This is a genomic window from Stenotrophomonas humi (genome assembly GCF_001431415.1).
Lineage (GTDB): Bacteria > Pseudomonadota > Gammaproteobacteria > Xanthomonadales > Xanthomonadaceae > Stenotrophomonas > Stenotrophomonas humi.
This window is the reverse complement of the sequence record NZ_LDJI01000026.1, coordinates 13,418-31,634: the sequence shown is the minus strand read 5'-3', so window position 1 is coordinate 31,634 and position 18,217 is coordinate 13,418. Positions and strand designations below refer to the sequence as shown.

Here is an 18,217-nt window from a genome sequence, read left to right as displayed (position 1 = left end):
TTGCGCTGGTTTCTGAGGTTTTCGTGAGGTTTTGCCGATGGGTTCAATCCAAGACCCTGGCGACACAGGGCAGGTGGTCGAACGCTACCGTTTCGACGGCATCGTGGTCGATGCCGTGGCGCATACACTCAGCCGTGATGGCCAGTTTCATTCGCTGGAGCCCAAGGCCTTTGCCGTGTTGCTGCTGCTGTTGCGGCATGCCGATGAATTGCTGGTGCGCGACCAGTTGCTCGATGCGGTGTGGGGCCACCGCCACGTAACGCCGGGCGTGTTGACCCGGGCCATCGCTCAGCTGCGTTCGGCGCTGGACGATCCCTCGCATGAACCACGCTACATCCAGACCCAGCACGGATTGGGTTACCGGTTCATCGGCAAATTGCAGCCACCGGAGACGGTCGGCCCGGCCGCCGCGACGGCGCCGCGGGTGCCGGCGGTCGGGGAGATGCCGGCGCAGGCGTTGGTCGAAGCCGACACTGGCGGCGATGCTGTGGACGAATCCCCGCTTCGGTTGAAACCTGCACCGACGCCGGAATGGCGGTTCCTGGACTGGCGGCAGGCCGCCAACGTGCCGCTGTCACTGTGGTCGCGCTCGCGTGTGTTGCTGATCGGACTCGGCCTGGCGCTGTTGGTGCTGGTCGGTGCGGGATGGTGGTGGTGGGCGCATGCCCCTGCGTCGCGCCCGACGGTGGCCGGCGCGTCCATCGCGGTGATGCCATTCAGCAGCCTCAGTGACAACGTCGACGACCGCTATTTCGCTGACGGTCTTGCGGTGGAAATGCATGACGCGCTGGCCAACGTGCCCGGCCTCAAAGTGGCGGCGCGACAACTGGCCGCGCCGGCTGACGCCGAAGGTGATGGGGATGTGCGCCGGATCGGTCGCCGGTTGGGCGTGGCGACATTGCTCGACGCCAGTGTGCGCAGGGAAGGCGGGCGGGTGCGTATCAGTGCGCGTCTGTCCGATGCCCGCACCGGGTTCACGTTGTGGGCCGATACCTATGACCGGGAAATCCACGATGTATTCGCGTTGCAGGGCGAGATAGCCGGCAAGGTCGTGCACGCATTGCTGGGACACCTGCCCGGGGAGGCCGCCGGGGTTGCGCGGCGGTTGACGCCGACCACTGACGTCAATGCCTACGATGCCTACCTGCGCGGCTTGGCATTGTTGCAGCGGCCGGTCGGGGAAAGCGGCAATGAGCGCGCCATGGTGGCGTTCGGTCAGGCGTTGGCGGTTGATCCGCACTTCGCCCGCGCCCAGGCCGGGCTTTGTCGCGCTCAGATTGCGCGGCTGGAAGGGGTCAGTGATGCGGTGGCGTTTGATCGGGCACGGGAGGCGTGTGCCCGTGCACAGGCGATGGACCCTGGGCTGCGCGAAGTCAGTCTGGCAATGGCGGATATCGCCCGGGTCAGTGGCCAGAGCGAGCAGGCGTTGACGCTCTATCGGCAGGTTCTGGATGAGCCTGCATTGCGTGCCGACGGTCTGGTCGGACTGGCGCGTACCTATGGCGCGATGGGGCAGGAGGCGCAGGCGCTGGACTACTTCCGGCAGGCGATCGCGGCGCGGCCCAGTGATGCGCAGATCTACCGTCTGCTCGGCTACCACCACTGGCTGCGTGCCGACCTGCCCAAGGCCATCGATGCCTTTGTCACCGCCACCCTCCTGCAACCGGAAGACAGCCGCCTGTGGGGAAGCCTGGGCGGTTTGTACCTGGCCCAGGGCGATACCGCCCAGGCCGGCCGCGCGTTCAACATGTCCCTGTCGATCGAACCCAACGCGGGGGCGCTGACCAACCTGGGCACGATGAAATTCGATCAGGGCGACTACGCGGTCGCCGCCGAGCTGTTCCAGCAGGCAACCACGCTGGAGCCGGGTGACTACCTGCATTGGGGCAACCTGGCCGATGCCTTGGCCGCCACGCCGGTCACTGCCACGCAGGCGCAAGCGCCGTACCGACGTGCGGCACAACTGGCGCAGCAGTATGTGGAAGTGCGTCGCGACGACGCCTACGCGCTGGCATCGCTGGCCTGGTACCGCGCCAATCTGGGCGAGCGCAAGCGTGCGCTGGCGGACCTGCAGGCGGCACGCCGACTGGGCTCGCAAGCAGCGGAGGTCGCGCTGTGGTGCGCGCAGATATTGACCGTGCTTGGCGATCCGGCCGGTGCACGCAATTGCGTTGAAGGTGCCCTGAAGCAAGGAGTTCCACAACAGCGCATCGATGCGCTGCTGTCGTTGCAGCGTTACACCTCCACAGGCGAGGTGGCGCAGCGGAAGTAAATGCCGTGTTGTTCCCTGTCCGTGGCGGCGGACCTCATCGAGGAGTTGTCGTCATGAACTGCAGAATGTGGTTGTACGTTGCTGTTTCAGTTGGCAGCGCGGCCTGTGCCGCGCAACTGTCAGCGTCGGTGCCACCGGGTGAATCAGTGCAATGCACGGACCGGCTGCCCGTGCGGATCGTCAAACTGGTCCATGTCGATGTGGTGCCTGGCCCTGATGGGCCGATCATCATCCCCGAGCTGTGCGTGGTGCGCAGTGGAACACAGGTAGTGTGGCGTACCGCAGACGGCGTGCTGGAGCCGTTTGAGCTGGCCTTTGCCGATTCACCAGGTACACCCACGGAACTGCGTACGCCGGAGACAGGTCAAAAGGACTTCGCGTCCAAGCGAATGGGACGGCGACAGGAGGTGCTGATCATCGCCAAGCCGGTGACGGCCGAGAGCCTGATCAGCTATGACGTCCGTATTGGTACGAGCCACATCGATCCGGGGATCAAGATCATGCCGCGTTGAGGGCGGCGGCGAGGCGCCGATCAGTCCGTGCCCAGGCTGGCACGGACCGGGGCGAAGCTTCGGCGATGCTGCGGGCAGGGGCCATGCGCCCGCAGCGCTGCCAGATGGAACGGCGTGCCATAGCCCTTGTGCTGGTCGAAACCGTACTCGGGATGCTGCTCGTGCAATTCCAGCATGTAGCGGTCACGAGTGACCTTGGCCAGGATCGAGGCGGCCATGATCGCGCGGTCAAGTGCATCGCCACCGACCAGCGCTTCAGCCGGGCAGGGCAGGCCTTTGGGAATCTTGTTGCCGTCGATGCGCGCGAACTGGGCGACATGGGCCACGCCTTCCACGGCACGGCGCATGCCCTGCATCGTTGCCTGGAAGATGTTGATGTCGTCGATCTCGGCGACGTCGACCATGACGATGCTGTAAGCCAGCGCACGTTCGATGATGCGGTCGTACAGCAGCTCGCGCTTGCCCGCGGTGAGCGCTTTGGAATCATCCAGGCCATTGAGGCGGGGACGATCCGGGCAGAACACCACGGCGGCAACTGCCACCGGCCCGGCGAGCGGACCACGACCGGCTTCGTCGACGCCGGCGATCAGACGCGGGCCCTGCCGTTCGGTCAGAACGGCATCGTCGAACAACGACAGCGAAAGGTCCGCTGCCTTGGCGGGAGAGCGTCGAACGGTCACTGCTGGCCTTGTTTGACCGGTGTGTCGAGCAGCTGTGCCACTGCTTCGGCGGCGCGTGCAGAGGCATCCTGGCGAAGTTGATGATGCAGCCGCACGTAATCGTCCTGAAGGGAGGCTACGCGCTCGGGATGCTCAAACCATTGCGATACCGCAGCGGCCAGGTTCTCCGGCGTGCAGTCGTGCTGCATCAGTTCCGGTGCCAGATCCTTGCCGGCCAGCACGTTGGGCAGCGCGTAGCGGTTGACCTTGATCAGGCCCAGCGTGCTGACGATGCGGTAAGTGAGTTCGGCCACGCGGTAGCCAACCACCATCGGGCGTTTGACCAGCATGGTTTCCAGCGTGGCGGTGCCCGAAGCCAGCATCACAACGTCGGCGGCGATCATCGCGTCGCGGGCTTGGCCATCGAGCAGATGCACGCGCGCGCTGGGCAGCGCGGCGGTGCGGATCTGCTCGACGATCATCGCCTTGCATTTGGCATTGGCGGCCGGCACCACGACATGCAGATCGCGCTTGTCCTCGCACAGCTGCCAGGCCGCAGCGAAGAACGGCGGACCGAGCCGGCTGACCTCGCCCAGTCGGCTGCCGGGTAGTGCGGCGAGTACCGGTACGTTGCCGGGAATGTTCAGCGCGGCGCGCGCCCGTTGGCGGTCGCTTTCCAGCGGAATTTCATCGGCCATCGGGTGGCCGACGAAACGTGCGTCGATACCGTGTCTGGCGTAGATCGGCGGTTCCATCGGGAACAGGCACAGCACCAGGTCTGCGCTGGCCCCGATCTTCTCGGCGCGCTTCTCGCGCCATGCCCAGACCGAGGGGCTGACGTAATGCACGGTGCGCAGGCCGCGCTGCTTGAGCCACTTCTCCACGCCCAGATTGAAATCCGGTGCGTCGATGCCGATGAACACATCCGGCTGCCAGTCGAGTACACGCTGGCGGAATTCCTTGCGAAGTTTCAGCAGGCGCGGCAGGTGACGCAGGATTTCAGCCAGCCCCATGAGGGCCAGTTCGCTGGCATCAAACCAGGTTTCGCAGCCGGCGTTGCGCATCGCGTCGCCACCGATGCCGGCGAATTCGGCATCCGGATAACGAACGCGCAGGGCGCGGATCAAACCTGCGCCAAGTCCATCACCGGAGGCTTCGCCCGCCACCAGCGCGATCCGCACCTTGCGGTGGGAAACGGCGAGCGGGGAGGCGGGAACGGAAGCGGGTTGCGCCAGCGTTGGTGCATTCCCTGTTCCCTGTTCCTTGTTCCCCTGGCTGCTGCCGATACTCATCGCTGCAACGGGCGCTCGCCGCTTTCGATGAAGTCCAGCAGCTGCTTCACATCGGCGCTGTCCTGCGCCTGTTCGGCCAGTTGTTGCTTGGCCTCGGCCAGCGGCAAGCCCGCCACGAAGACGGTGCGGTAAGCACGCTTGATCGCGCTGATGCGTTCGGCATCGAAACCACGACGCTTGAGGCCTTCACTGTTGATGCCACGCGGACGACCGTGACCATCAATGCCGACCATGGTGAACGGCGGGATGTCACCGGTGACCAGTGCACCCATGCCGAGGAAGGCGTGGTCACCGATGCGGCAGAACTGGTGGGCCCCGGCGAAGCCGCTGATGATCACCCAGTTGCCCACGCTGACATGGCCTGCCAGCGTGGTGTTGTTGGAGAACACGCAGTGGTCGGCGACATGGCAGTCGTGCGCGATATGGGTGTAAGCCAGCATCCAGTTGTCGTTGCCGATGGTGGTCACGCCACCGCCGCCGGCGGTGCCACGGCTGAGGGTGACAAACTCGCGGAACACATTGCGGTCGCCAATCACCAGTTCGGTGCGTTCACCGGCAAACTTCTTGTCCTGTGGCTCGCCACCGACCGCGACGTGGCCGATGAAGCGGTTGTCGCGGCCGATGCGGGTCGGGCCGTGGATGCTGCAATGCGGGCCTACTTCGGTGCCGTCACCAATCTCGACGTCAGCGCCGATCAGGGTGAACGCGCCCACGCGCACGCCTTCGCCCAGCTTGGCCGAAGGATCGATGACGGCGGTCGGGTGAATCAGAGGGGCGCTATCGCTCATCGTATTGCTCCGGCCTGATTATTCGCGGGTGCCGGCGCACAGCACTTCGGCGTGTGCGACCACTTCACCATCCACCTTGGCTTCGCCGTAGTAGACGGCCATGTTGCGGATCACGCGCTTGACCTGCACATGCAGCTCCAGCACGTCACCGGGCACGACCTGCTTCATGAAGCGCACGTTGTCCACCTTGACCAGGTAGAACAGCTTGGACTGAGCATCACGGCCCAGGCTCAGCTGGGTCAGCACGCCGCCAGCCTGCGCCAGTGCTTCGATGATCAGCACGCCCGGCATGATCGGCTGGCCCGGGAAGTGCCCCTGGAAGAACGGCTCGTTGATGGTGACGTTCTTGTGCGCAATGATGCGCTTGCCTTCCACATCAAGCTCGACGACCTTGTCGACCAGCAGGAATGGATAGCGGTGCGGGATCAACGTCTGGATGGTGTTGACGTCGATGGGCATCTGCAGTGGTGCGTTCATTCCTTCTCCTTGCTCACAGCCAGGATGCGCCTTGCCAGCGCATCGAGCTGCTTGAAACGCGCGGCGTTTTTGCGCCACGTGCGGTTGTCGGTCAGTGGGGTGCCCGACGAGTATTCGCCAGGCTCGGTAATCGAATTGCGCACCACCGATTTGCCGGTGATGACGACGTGGTCGCAGATTTCCAGGTGGCCGACCACGCCAACCGCGCCGCCCAGCAGGCAGTAACGGCCAATCTTGGCGCTGCCGGCGATGCCGGTGGAGCCGGCAATGGCGCTGTGCGCGCCGATCTGCACGTTGTGGGCGATCTGCACCAGGTTGTCCACGCGCACGTCTTCGTCGAGCACGGTGTCTTCCAGCGCGCCGCGATCCACGCAGCTGTTGCAGCCGATCTCGCAATCGTCACCAATGCGCACGCCGCCCAGCTGCGGCACCTTGATCCAGCGCCCGCCGTCCATTGCCAGCCCAAAGCCTTCACCGCCGAGTACCGCGCCCGGGTGGATGCGTACGCGCTTGCCCAGCTTCACGCGGGCAACCAGGGTGACGCGTGCCAGCAGTTCGCAGGCCGAATCCAGCGTGCAGTCATCACCGATGACGCTGCCGGGACCGATGATGCAGCTTTCACCGATCACGCTGCGCGCCCCGATGCTGACGAATGCGCCGATGTGGGCCGTTGCCGCCACCTGTGCACTGGGGTCGATGACCGCGCTGGGGTGGATGCCGGGCTCGCGTACCGGCATGGTTTCAAACAGTGCGCCGATCCTGGCGAAGGCGGTGTACGGATCCTTGGCGACCAACGCCGTGCCCGGTGCGGATTCGGCATCGTCGGCACGCAGCACCACGATGGATGCCTGGCTGTCGGCCAACTGCGCGCGATAGCGCGGATTGGCGAGGAACGTCAGCTGGCCGGGGCCGGCATGGGCCAAGGTGGCCACGCCATGGATGACCACAGACGGGTCGCCGTGTACCTGCAGGCCGAAGCGGTCGGCAAGTTCCTGTGCGGTATGGGTAGGAGTATTCACGCGGCGAGTTTAGCGTGTGAGCAGGTCATGGTCATGCGGAGGGGCCTCATCAGGTGCGATCCGGGGCAGCTGTCAGGGGCGGCGACCAAGGGCCGTAATGGCGGAATGATGACGAGCTTCGGTGCAGCCGGTGGTTGTCGGCTCCCACTTCAGCGCCACTTCCGCGAGTGGCGGAGTGCGGGCTTCGGAGCGAAGCCACGGGCGCTCCGGTTTGCGGCCCCGTTGACAGGGTAAAGGGCGCATCGGCGGGCACGGGGCAGCAGAACGTCACAAGCTGACCCGATGTTCCGTCACGACGGAACATCGGGTCGCCGGGGGCGGGGCCCCGGCAGGGTGGGTCAATTCGTCAGAACTGGCCGCCGAAGGTGAACTGCAGGCGTTCGATCTCGTCGCCGTCTTCCTTCTTCAGCGGAATCGCGTAGCTGATCGAGATCGGGCCCACCGGTGCACGCCACAGCAGGGCAACACCGGCCGAGGCGCGCAGTTCGTTGGCCTTGAAGTTGTCGATGCCGTTGTAGACGTTGCCGAAATCGATGAACGCCGAGACGCGCGCCGACGGGCTGTCGAACAGCCTCGGGAAGTAGGCTTCGATCGAGCCGACCGTCTTCAGCGAACCACCCAGCGGCTGGCCGTTGTAGTAGCCACCCATGATTTCCGAGCGCGGGCCCAAGGTGTTGTCCTCGAAACCGCGTACCGAGTTGGTGCCGCCGGCGTAGAAGTTCTCGAAGAACGGCAAGCCGGAGGCCTTCACCTGGCGGTGGTTGGCCGTGGGATTGGTGGCGCAGTCCACGACCTCAGTGGTACCGAGCTTACCGGGGATGGCAGGCGTGGTGTCCGTAGCAGGCGTACCAGGTACTTCCGGGATATTGTTCCAGCAGATATCACGGACCTTGTCGTTGCCGTACGAATCGCCGTAGCCCAGTTCCAGTCGGGTGTTGATGACCAGCGACGGAATGATCGGCCAGTACTTGGAGAACTGGTAGCTGAGCTTGTAGTACTCCACGGTCGAACCCGGCAGCGTGGCTTCCAGGCCCAGGCGCTGGTAGGTACCACGGGTCGGCATGAAGTAATCGTTACGGGTATCGCGTGCCCAACCCAGCTCGGTACGCCAGGAGTGGAACGTGTTCTGGCCGATCGCATCGATGTAATCGATGATCGATTTCGGTGTGTAGCCGGGGTAGGCCTTGATCTGGTTGCTGTCGATGCCGAGCATCAGCGAGAACGCATCGTTCTCGGTGATCGGGATGCCGAACACCATCTGCGCGGCGGCATTGGTGCTGTTGTACTGCGCGGTGTTGAAGTCGGAGTAATCCAGTTCGCGCAGGGACAGGTTGTAGCCCAGTGAGACGCCGTCATCGGTGAAGTAGGGGTTGGTGTAGGAGAAGGCATAACGCTGCAGGTAGCTGCTGCGCGAAGCTTCCACCGAAACGCGGTTGCCGCCGCCCAGGAAGTTGTTCTGCGACAGCTGCACCGAGGTGGTCATGCCGTAGGACTGCGAGTAACCCAGGCCGAACACGAAGCTGCCGGAGGTGGTTTCCTTGACGTTGTAGACCACGTCCACCTGGTCGTTGCTGCCGGTGACAGGCGTGGTCTCCACGTCAACCGATTCGAAGTAGCCCAGGCGCTGCAGGCGGATCTTGGAACGGTCGATTGCGGCCTGCGAGTACCAGCTGTTCTCGAACTGGCGCATTTCACGGCGCAACACCTCGTCGGCGGTACGCGAGTTGCCCTGGAACACGATGCGGCGAACCGACACGCGTGGGCCCGGTACAACCTGCATGTTCACCGCGACCGTACGTTCGGCACGGTTGCTGGTCGGGATCGGATTCACCTTGGCGAACGCGTAACCGACGTTGGAGAGGCTGTTGGTGATGCCGTCGGCGCTGAATTCCAGCAGGGCACGCGAGAACGTGTCGCCCGATTTCTGGATGACCATCTTCTCGACATCTTCCTGCGGCAGGATGGTGTCGCCGGTGACCTTGATTTCGGAAATCTTGAACTGCTCACCCTCGGTCACGCCGGCGGTGATGAACATGTCGCGCTTGTCGGGGCTGATCGAGACCTGGGTGGAATCGATGCTGAAATCGACGTAGCCGCGATCCAGGTACCAGGAGTTGAGTTTCTCGAGGTCGCCGGACAGCTTTTCCTTGGAGTACTGGTCGTCGCGGCGATACCACGAGGCCCAGTTGTGTTCCTTTGATTCCCACAGCTCCAGGATGTCCTCGGCCGGGAATTTTTCGGTACCCACCAGGTTGACGTGACGGATCTTGGCGGCCTTGCCTTCCTTCACGGCAATGGCCACGTCCACGCGGTTGCGGTCCAGCGGGCTCACCGTCGGGGTGATCTCCACGTTGTACTTGCCACGGTCGTTGTACTGGCGGCGCAGTTCCTGGGTCACGCGGTCCAGGCTCAGGCGATCGAACGTGCCACCTTCGCTCAGGCCGATGTCGCTCAGGCCCTTGAGCAGCTGCTCGCTCTTGATGTCCTTGTTGCCGGTGACGGTCAACTTGTTGATCGCCGGGCGCTCCTTGACCGTGACCACGAGGATGTCGCCCTGGCGATCCAGCTGCACGTCTTCAAAGAAGCCGGTCTTGTACAGCGCACGAATGGTGTCGCCGACCTTGGCATCGTCGACCGTATCGCCGCGTTCCACCGGCAGGTAGGTGAACACGGTGCCGGAGGAAATGCGCTGCAGGCCGTCCACGCGGATATCGCTGGCGGTAAAGGGCTCGGCCGCCTGCGCGAACGCAGGCAGGGCCAGACCGGCAGCAAGGGCGAGGGCCAGCAGGCGGCGATTGGGAAGTCGCGTCATGTCACGTCCGGTTGGAGTCGATTTCATTGTTGCGTGGGTGCCGGCGTAAGACGACGACAGCAGAAAAAAGTTCATCACAGGACCAAGCCAAGGATGTCGTTGTAGAACGCCAATCCCATCAGCCCGGCCAACAGCGCCAGGCCGATGAATTGACCCGTCGCCATGGCACGCTCGCTGAGCGGGCTGCCCTTGACCAACTCGATAAGGTAATACAGCAGGTGCCCGCCGTCCAAGACAGGAATGGGCAGCAGGTTGATGATGCACAGGCTCAGCGACAGCAGAGCCAGGAAATACAGGAACCAATCCACCCCGCGTTCAGCTGAGGCGTTGGCCACGCGGGCGATGGTTATCGGCCCGGAAACGTTCTTCAGCGAGGCGTGGCCGGTGAGCATCCGGCGCATCATCCCCAGCGAATCTGAGGCCAGTTTGCCGGTTTCGCGCACCGCGGCAGGCAGTGCGGCCAGCACGCCGTACTGCTGGCGGGCGTCATAGGCGGCAGCCTGTCCGGTGGGGAATTCCACGCCGATCAGCCAACGCGGCTTGCCATCAGGGCCTTTGGCCGGCTGCGGAGTGACCTCCAGCGCCAGTCGCTCGCCAGCGCGCTCAACCTCCAGCATGCCCGGGCCACCGCGCTGGCCGAGTGCCTGGATCAGCGGGTAAACCCGGTCCGCGCTGTCCACGCGTTGGCCATCGATGGCCAGGACCAGGTCGCCGGGCTGAAGCAGGTGGCCGGCCGGGGAATCCTTGGAGACCTTTTCGATCACGGCCGGCTGCAGCCAGAACTGCCACATGAAGCCCGCCTGCACCGGGACCTGGCGTTCATCGAAGCCCGCTGGCAGCTGTGACAGCGGCAGCACCCGGGTGCGCTCGTTGTCCAGCACGTCGCGGACCAGTACGTGGGCATCCTGGCGGTCCATGGCGGCGGTGGTCAGGGCCATGCTCGCTTCGGCCCAGGTGTCCACGCTGCGGCCGTCAACGGCCAGCAAACGGTCGCCGGCAGCAAAGCCGGCGCTTGCGGCCATGCCGCTGGCACGGCCGACGCTGGGCGAGTAGTCCTGCCGGCCGATGACAAACATTGCCCACAGCAGCGCGATGCACAGCACCAGGTTGGCGATGGGGCCGGCCGCGACGATGGCGATGCGCTGCCAAACGGTCTTGTTGTTGAAGGCGCGCGCGCGCTCACCGATCGGTACTTCGGCTTCGCGTTCGTCGAGCATCTTCACATAGCCACCCAGTGGGATGGCTGCGATGGCGAATTCGGTGCCATGGCGGTCGCGGCGGCTCCACAGTGGCTTTCCGAAGCCCACCGAGAAGCGCAGTACCTTCACCCCGCAACGGCGGGCGACCCAGTAATGGCCGAATTCATGGAATGTCACCAGCACGCCAAGGCTGACGATCATCCACCACACGGAACCCAGGAAGTCAGCCATGGGCGGGAGTCGATTGAAAGACGATTTCAGGCATGCGGCAGGCGGGCGATGGCGGTCTGGGTGATGTGGCGGGCCTGGTCATCGGCCGCCAGCAGGGCGTCCAGTGTATCGGCCGCTACGTGGGGCAGGGTGGACAAGGTGTGCTCCACCAGTGCCGGGATCGACAGGAAGCCTATGCGGCCCTGAAGAAACGCTGAAACGGCGACTTCATTGGCTGCGTTGAGGATGGCCGGGGCACTGCCACCGGCGTCCATCGCCTGCCAGGCCAGGCGCAGGCAGGGGAACGCTTCCAGGTCCGGGGCTTCGAAGTCGAGCCGGCCGTGGCTGAGCAGATCCAGGCCGGAAACCCCCGATTCGATGCGCTGCGGCCAACCCAGGCCAACGGCCAGGGTGGTGCGCATGTCCGGCAAACCCATTTGGGCCAAGGTCGATCCATCGATGAACTCGACCAGCGAGTGCACCAGGCTTTGCGGGTGGACCAGCACATCGATGCGCGAACCCGGTACATTGAACAGGTGGTGGGCCTCGATGACCTCCAGCCCCTTGTTCATCAACGTCGCCGAATCCACCGAGATCTTCGGCCCCATCGACCACTTCGGGTGGGCAACGGCCTGCGCCGGCGTCACCGCTTCCAGGTCGCTGCGGCTGCGCCCACGGAACGGGCCACCGGAAGCGGTGAGGATGATCCGGCGAACACCGGCTTCCAGGCTGGCATCGCGCGAGCGCAGGCACTGGAAAATGGCGTTGTGTTCGCTGTCGATCGGAATGATGTCGGCGCCGGCCGCAGCGGCTTGGCGGGTCAGCAGTTCGCCCGCCAGTACCAATGCTTCCTTGTTGGCCAGCAGCAGGCGCTTGCCAGCGCGGGCGGCGGCAAGCGTCGATGACAGCCCGGCGGCACCGACGATGGCAGCCACCACCGTGTCGCAATGGTCACTGGCAGCCAGCGCATCGATGGCGTCATGGCCGGCATGGGCCTGGATGCTCAACCCGGCCTCCGCCAGCCCCTCGCGCAGACGTGCGAACAGGGTGGGGTCGGCGATGACGGCGTGGTCGGGGCGATGCGTACGACACAGCGCGATCAGCGCATCGACGTTGTTGCCGGCGGCCAATACGCTGGCACGCATCTGCCCGGGATGACGGGCGATGACGTCCAGCGTGGAGGTGCCGATGGAGCCGGTGGCGCCAAGGACGGCAACCTGGCGCAGGTGAGAGGAGGTGGGCATGTCAGAAACCGAAGAATTCCTTGCCCAACGCGAACACCGGCAGCGCAGCCAGCACGCCGTCGATGCGGTCCAGCACGCCGCCGTGGCCTGGAATCACGTTGCCTGAATCCTTGGCGCCGGCATGGCGCTTGAGCAGGCTTTCAAACAGATCACCCAGCACCGAAGCCAGCACCGCCACGGCTGCAACCAGCATCAGCCAGCCGAAACCGGAGGCTGATACGCCAGCCAGCCAGCCGAGCCCGCCGGCGACGATCAGGCCGGCAACCAGTCCGCCGAGCACACCTTCAATGGTCTTGTTGGGGCTGATGCGTGGCGCCAGCTTGTGCTTGCCAAAGGCGCGGCCGGCAAAATAAGCCCCCGAATCGGCGGCCCAGACCAGCATCAGTGCGGTCAGCAGCCACAGGTGGCCATTGGGCTCTGCAGCGTGCAACAGCACCAGTGCCGCCCAGGCCGGAACAATGGCCAGGGTGCCGGCGGCGAGCTTGAGCATGCGCGCGCTGTTTTCATCGTGGGCGCCGAAGTTGAAGTAACGCAGCCACAGCAATGCCAGCAACCAGAAACCGACGCCGACCAGCGCGGCCAGTTGGAACAGCACCAGGCTGCCCACCGAAGCCCACACCATCAGCACCATCAGCAACAGGTTGAGCGCCAGCAATACGGTGCGCGGCAGGCCGTCGACCCCGGTGAGCTTGAGCCATTCCCATAGGCCGGTCAGGAACACCAGGGCGGCGGCGGCGGCAAGCCATTGCGTGGGCAGGAACAGGATCGCGCAGATAGCCACCGGGGCCATGATGAGCGCGGCAATCACGCGGGTTTTGGTCATGGATGTGTGCTCTGGGTCGCGTTGGCGGCGATCTGGGCACTGGTCAGGCCAAAGCGGCGTTCACGCCCGGCGTAGTCATCCAATGCCTGTTGGAGGATGGTCGCATCGAAGTCCGGCCACAGCACGTCGGTGAACCACAGTTCGGTGTAGGCCAGCTGCCACAGCAGGAAGTTGCTGATACGGGTGTCGCCACCGGTGCGGATGAACAGATCCGGCGGTGCCAGGTCGGACAGGGCCACATGGCTGCCAAGCAGTTCTTCGTCGATCTGTTCCGGCTTCAGGGTGCCGGCAGCGACCTGCTCTGCCAGTGCACGCGCGGCCAGGGCGATGTCCTGGCGGCCGCCATAACTGGCTGCGATGGCCAGGGTCATGGCGCGGTTGTCCTGGGTGCGCTGCTCGGCCTTGTGCATGCGCTGCACGATGCTGGCGCCAAAGCGTGAGCGGTCGCCGATGAAACGCACGCGCACGCCACGGCGGTGGAGTTCGTCCACCTCACGGTCCAGTGCACCGAGAAACAGCTTCATCAGCGAATCCACCTCGTCCTGCGGCCGCCCCCAGTTTTCACTGGAGAAGGCGAACAGGGTCAGTGCGCCGATGCCATGGTCAAGGCAGAAATCGATGGTGCGGTTGACCGCACGCGCACCGGCGCGGTGGCCGATCATGCGCGGCCTCCGGCGTTGCTGCGCCCACCGGCCATTGCCATCCATGATGATGGCAATGTGCCCCGGCAGGCGCGGTGCGGGTGTGTCGTTGGGCATGACAGGCAGCACCCGTCAGACCGCCATCAGTTCCTGTTCTTTCAGCTTGACCACATCGTCGACGTCCTTGATCGCCTTGTCGGTCAGCTTCTGGATCTCCTCCTGCGCGCGGCGGTCATCATCTTCGGTGATGGCCTTGTCCTTGAGCAGCTTGGCGACTTCCTGGTTGGCATCACGGCGGATGTTGCGGATGCCGACCTTGGTCTCCTCGCCTTCCTTGCTCACGGATTTTGCGAGCTCCTTGCGGCGCTCTTCAGTGAGCGGCGGCAGGTTCAGGCGGATCACGGTGCCCACGGTGGTGGGGGTGATGCCGATGTCGGAAGCGTAGATGGCCTTCTCGACTTCCTTGATCATGCCCTTGTCGAACAGCGTGATGACCAGCGAGCGGCCTTCAGAGACGCTGATGCTGGCCACCTGGTTCAGGGGCGTGTCAGTGCCGTAGGCCTTGACCTTGATGCCGTCCAGCAGCGCCGGGGAGGCGCGGCCGGTACGGATGGTGGTGAGGGTGTGGCGCAGAGCGTCGAGGCTCTTTGCCATGCGCGTCTGCGCATTGGTTTTGATGTCGTTGATCATCGCCGGAATCCTTGATGGTGCTGGAACCGGCCGATTATAGGCGAAGAGCCCTCTCCACCGGGCCGGAACCTGAGAAGGTCAGTGGTTGTCGCGGCCGTGGACCAGGGTGCCGATGTTTTCGCCGTGCAGGATTTTCAGCAGTTCGCCCGGCTGGCCCATGTCGAACACGCGCATCGGCAGGTCGCTGTCACGGGCCAGCGCGAAGGCGGCCGTGTCCATCACTTCCAGGCCCTGCTTGATGACCTGGTCGTAAGTGAGGCTGTCATAGCGGACGGCATCGGCGTACTTGTTCGGGTCCTTGTCGTAGACGCCGTCGACCTTGGTGGCCTTGAGCAGCAGGTCGGCACCGATTTCGATGGCGCGCAGGGCGGCGCCCGAATCGGTGGTGAAGAACGGGCTGCCGACGCCGGCGGCGAAAATCACCAGGCGGCCTTTTTCAAGGTGGCGGATGGCGCGGCGACGGATGTAGTCCTCGCATACGTCGTTGATCTTGATGGCGCTCATCACGCGCGCCTTGGCGCCGAGCTTTTCCAGTGCATCCTGCATGGCCAGCGCATTGATGACCGTTGCCAGCATGCCCATCTGGTCGCCGGTGACGCGGTCCATGCCGCCTGCTGCCAGGCCCGCGCCGCGGAAGATGTTGCCGCCGCCGATCACCAGTGCTACTTCGGCGCCCGCCTGCTGGGCCTCGATGACTTCACGGGCCAGGCGGTTGATGATCTTGGGGTCGATGCCGTAGTCCTCATCTCCCATCAGCGCCTCCCCGGAAAGTTTCAGAAGGATGCGTTGGTAGGCGAGTTTGGACATGACGATCTCTATGGCTGGAAAACGCGGGAAGTCTAACGGAAGCGGTGGTTCCCGGTCAGAGCTTTTGTTGCAATGCCGCAACAAAAGGCCGTGTTGCCGGCAATCGGTTCAGCAGGCGGTGGGTTGCGACTCCGGCGCGCGGGCGATGACGCGGTTGCGGCCCAGGCTCTTGGATCGGTAGAGCACGTCATCGGCGGCCTTGAGCAGGTCGCGCATGTCGGCGAACCGTTCGTAGATGCCGTGGGTGGCCACGCCTGCGGAGAAAGTAATGTGCAGCGGCGCATTGGCGACGGTGACCATCGGGGTGTGGGCGATGGCGCCCAGTACCCGGCGGATGACGTCCACGGCGGTCTGCTGGCTGGTGCCGGGGAACAGCACCACGAACTCCTCGCCACCAAAGCGGGCCACGGTGTCCGAGCCGCGCAGGTGCGACTGAAGGCGGCTGGCGAAGGCCTGCAGCACCTGATCGCCCACCAGATGACCGTGTTGGTCGTTGATCTTCTTGAAATCGTCCAGGTCGATGAAAGCGACCGACAGCGGGCGATCCGGATGGTTGGCGTGGGTGAACTCCTGCTCCAGCACCACTTCAAGTTGACGGCGGTTGAGTACGCCGGTGAGTGCGTCAAGATGTGCCTGTTCGGCCAGCCGGCGGGCCTGTTGTTCGTAATGGTCGGCGCGACGTTCCCAGGCCGAAGCATCCTGCAGCTGGCGTAGATTGCGCAGTGCGATCAGTTCGCTGGCGTGGTCCAGCAGGTAGGTGACGCGTGCCGGGGAGGGTACCGGGACATCAAACAATGCGCTGATTTCTGGCAGCATCTGGCTTACCTGCTGCAGTACCTGGTCGAAGCGCGAGCTGTCCATGCCCAGATCTTCGTATACCCGGCGCAGTGCCTCCTCGCGCGCGGCATCGGCATCATCGGCCAGCCAGATGTTCGCCACGTGGCTGGACAGGGCAACGCAGCGTTCGAAAAGATCGGTCGCTTCGGCCGGGGCCTCGCTGTGGCTGATGGCCTCGACCAGAAAGCGCGGCAGACCCCATTGTTCACAGAGGTTCGCGCCGATCTCGGCGTGGCTGCATCCCAGCATGCTGCGTTCGCGCGCCAGCAATTCATCATTGCTGGAGACGCTGGCCAGCAGTTCGGGGTAATCGCCCGAACGGATCTGCAGCAGGGTGAGGATGCCGATGTCCTGCAGCAGACCGGCCAGCATCAGTTCCTCGACACGCCGCACGCCGCAGGATAGACCCAGGTAGCGTGCCGCCAGCGCGCTGAGGATGCTGCGTCGCCAAACCGCGTCGTGCAGCTGTGCGTGGCGTTCGTCGTCGTGCAGCGCACGGGCCAGGCTGAAGCCCAGTGACAACTGCAGTGTTGCGTTGAGACCCAGCATGGTCAGTGCCTGGCCGAGGTTCTCGATGCGGCGGCGGCTGGCATAAAGCGGCGAGTTGGCGATGCGCATCATGCGTGCGCTCAGGCTCATGTCCAGGGCAATGACGTCGGCGGCGCTGGCGATGTCGGTTTCCGGATCCTGCGCCAACTCGATCAAGCGCACCGCAACGGCGGGCGGGGAGGGCAGATTTCGACAGAGGGACAGTGCTGCGGTGAGCTCGGGGGACATGTCTGTAGTGCGGGCGGCAGTGGCCCAAGAATACATGCACGTCCCGAATATAAAAGGGGCGTCACAGTTTGCTTTCAAATGATGGTGGCATGCATTGTGCCGTCCCGGGGGTGGGGCACAAAAAAAGAAGCCGCGGATGACCGCGGCTTCTTTGGGATGCAACCGGACGCTGGCAGGATTAGACCTGCATCGCCTTGGCAACTTCGGCGGCGTAGTCTTCCACCACCTTCTCGATGCCTTCGCCGACGGCCAGGCGCTGGAAGCTGGCGACGTCGCCGCCGGCGGCCTTGACGGCCTGCTCGACGGTCTTGTCGCTGTCCAGCACGTAGTTCTGACCGTACAGGGTCACTTCGCTGACGATCTTGTTGATCTTGCCGCTGATGATCTTCTCCAGGATTTCAGCCGGCTTGGCCTTGTCCTTTTCGCTCATCTTGGCCAGCTCGATTTCCTTTTCCTTGGCAACGAACTCGGCCGGCACATCGGCAGCCTTGTTGTGCGGCGGGTTCATTGCAGCCACGTGCATGGCCAGGCCGTTGGCCAGCTCGGCATTGCCGCCGACCAGGTCGACCAGCACGCCGATCTTGCCGTTGGAGTGCACGTAGGCGCCGACGTTGTTGTTGCCGTCGATCTTCACCAGGCGGCGGATCTGGATGTTTTCACCCAGCTTCTGGATCGCGGTGGCGCGGGTTTCTTCGATGGTCGCGCCGTCTTCCAGCTTGACCGACTTCAGGGCTTCGGCATCGTCAACACCCGACGCCAGGGCGGCAGCGGCAACGCTGTCCACGAAAGCCTTGAAGTTGACGTCGTTGGCAACGAAGTCGGTTTCCGAGTTCACTTCGACCAGCACAGCCTTGCCGCCGTTCACGGCGACGCCGATACGGCCTTCGGCGGTGACGCGGTCAGACTTCTTGTCGGCCTTGGCAGCGCCAGACTTGCGCAGGGCTTCAGCCGCTGCGTCGATGTCGCCGTTGGTTTCCGACAGAGCCTTCTTGCACTCCATCATGCCGGCGCCGGTGCGCTCACGCAGTTCTTTGACCAGGGAAGCAGTGATTTCCATGGAATTTCCTCACGAATAGAAAGGGGTAGGCCGGCAATGATTGCCGGCCCTTGTTACGAGGCCCTGTCAGTGGCCGGCGCCGGATGGGGCCGGGGCAGGGG

At 64.4% G+C, this 18,217-nt stretch carries 16 protein-coding genes; 2 read left to right on the top strand and 14 right to left on the bottom strand.

All coding sequences use genetic code 11. The features are described from left to right. Nucleotides 1-37 precede the first annotated feature (37 nt). Together ABB26_RS13525 and ABB26_RS13520 are read left to right on the top strand one after the other, a co-directional pair. Nucleotides 38-2,272 (top strand): winged helix-turn-helix domain-containing protein, encoded by a 2,235-nt coding sequence (locus ABB26_RS13525; RefSeq protein ID WP_057635019.1) that lies wholly within the window; start codon nucleotides 38-40, stop codon nucleotides 2,270-2,272. Between the two features lie 65 nt (nucleotides 2,273-2,337). Then, nucleotides 2,338-2,784: a hypothetical protein gene (locus tag ABB26_RS13520; RefSeq protein ID WP_161809056.1), complete on the top strand. Its 447-nt coding sequence runs from the start codon at nucleotides 2,338-2,340 to the stop codon at nucleotides 2,782-2,784. 20 nt (nucleotides 2,785-2,804) lie between these two features. On the opposite strand, the gene ABB26_RS13515 is transcribed toward ABB26_RS13520, so the two are convergent. The 14 genes from ABB26_RS13515 to tsf all read right to left on the bottom strand — a co-directional run bounded on the left by ABB26_RS13515 (nucleotide 2,805) and on the right by tsf (nucleotide 18,116). Beyond that, nucleotides 2,805-3,422, bottom strand: a complete 618-nt coding sequence (locus ABB26_RS13515) for a ribonuclease HII (protein WP_057635241.1) — start codon at nucleotides 3,420-3,422, stop codon at nucleotides 2,805-2,807. Between the two features lie 38 nt (nucleotides 3,423-3,460). After that, nucleotides 3,461-4,729, bottom strand: coding sequence for a lipid-A-disaccharide synthase (gene lpxB / locus ABB26_RS13510; RefSeq protein WP_425477264.1), 1,269 nt, complete (start codon nucleotides 4,727-4,729; stop codon nucleotides 3,461-3,463). 2 nt (nucleotides 4,730-4,731) lie between these two features. Continuing rightward, nucleotides 4,732-5,523 (bottom strand): acyl-ACP--UDP-N-acetylglucosamine O-acyltransferase, encoded by a 792-nt coding sequence (lpxA, locus tag ABB26_RS13505; protein ID WP_057635015.1) that lies wholly within the window; start codon nucleotides 5,521-5,523, stop codon nucleotides 4,732-4,734. A gap of 18 nt (nucleotides 5,524-5,541) precedes the next feature. Further along, nucleotides 5,542-6,000, bottom strand: a complete 459-nt coding sequence (gene fabZ / locus ABB26_RS13500; RefSeq protein WP_057635013.1) for a 3-hydroxyacyl-ACP dehydratase FabZ — start codon at nucleotides 5,998-6,000, stop codon at nucleotides 5,542-5,544. Beyond that, entirely contained in the window at nucleotides 5,997-7,019 is a 1,023-nt protein-coding gene (lpxD, locus tag ABB26_RS13495) for a UDP-3-O-(3-hydroxymyristoyl)glucosamine N-acyltransferase (RefSeq protein ID WP_057635011.1), read from the bottom strand. The genes fabZ and lpxD overlap by 4 nt, the downstream gene beginning before the upstream one ends. A 346-nt stretch (nucleotides 7,020-7,365) precedes the next feature. Next, nucleotides 7,366-9,831: an outer membrane protein assembly factor BamA gene (gene bamA, locus ABB26_RS13490; protein ID WP_057635009.1), complete on the bottom strand. Its 2,466-nt coding sequence runs from the start codon at nucleotides 9,829-9,831 to the stop codon at nucleotides 7,366-7,368. A gap of 74 nt (nucleotides 9,832-9,905) precedes the next feature. Beyond that, nucleotides 9,906-11,261, bottom strand: a complete 1,356-nt coding sequence (gene rseP / locus ABB26_RS13485; protein WP_057635006.1) for an RIP metalloprotease RseP — start codon at nucleotides 11,259-11,261, stop codon at nucleotides 9,906-9,908. Nucleotides 11,262-11,287: 26 nt separating this feature from the next. Continuing rightward, entirely contained in the window at nucleotides 11,288-12,484 is a 1,197-nt protein-coding gene (locus ABB26_RS13480; protein ID WP_057635004.1) for a 1-deoxy-D-xylulose-5-phosphate reductoisomerase, read from the bottom strand. 1 nt (nucleotide 12,485) lies between these two features. Then, nucleotides 12,486-13,307, bottom strand: coding sequence for a phosphatidate cytidylyltransferase (locus tag ABB26_RS13475; protein WP_057635003.1), 822 nt, complete (start codon nucleotides 13,305-13,307; stop codon nucleotides 12,486-12,488). After that, nucleotides 13,304-14,065: a polyprenyl diphosphate synthase gene (gene uppS, locus ABB26_RS13470; protein WP_057635001.1), complete on the bottom strand. Its 762-nt coding sequence runs from the start codon at nucleotides 14,063-14,065 to the stop codon at nucleotides 13,304-13,306. Before uppS ends, ABB26_RS13475 begins: the two co-directional genes overlap by 4 nt. Nucleotides 14,066-14,080: 15 nt before the next feature. Beyond that, nucleotides 14,081-14,638 carry a ribosome recycling factor gene (frr, locus tag ABB26_RS13465; protein ID WP_057635000.1) on the bottom strand — a complete coding sequence of 186 codons (558 nt, stop codon included), beginning with the start codon at nucleotides 14,636-14,638 and terminating at the stop codon, nucleotides 14,081-14,083. Nucleotides 14,639-14,716: 78 nt separating this feature from the next. Further along, complete coding sequence (gene pyrH / locus ABB26_RS13460; RefSeq protein WP_057634998.1) at nucleotides 14,717-15,445, bottom strand: UMP kinase; 729 nt, start codon at nucleotides 15,443-15,445, stop codon at nucleotides 14,717-14,719. 108 nt (nucleotides 15,446-15,553) lie between these two features. Beyond that, nucleotides 15,554-17,059: a GGDEF domain-containing protein gene (locus ABB26_RS13455; RefSeq protein ID WP_057634996.1), complete on the bottom strand. Its 1,506-nt coding sequence runs from the start codon at nucleotides 17,057-17,059 to the stop codon at nucleotides 15,554-15,556. Between the two features lie 178 nt (nucleotides 17,060-17,237). After that, on the bottom strand, nucleotides 17,238-18,116 hold the full coding sequence (tsf, locus tag ABB26_RS13450; RefSeq protein ID WP_057634994.1) for a translation elongation factor Ts: 879 nt from the start codon (nucleotides 18,114-18,116) through the stop codon (nucleotides 17,238-17,240). Between the last annotated feature and the right edge of the window lie 101 nt (nucleotides 18,117-18,217).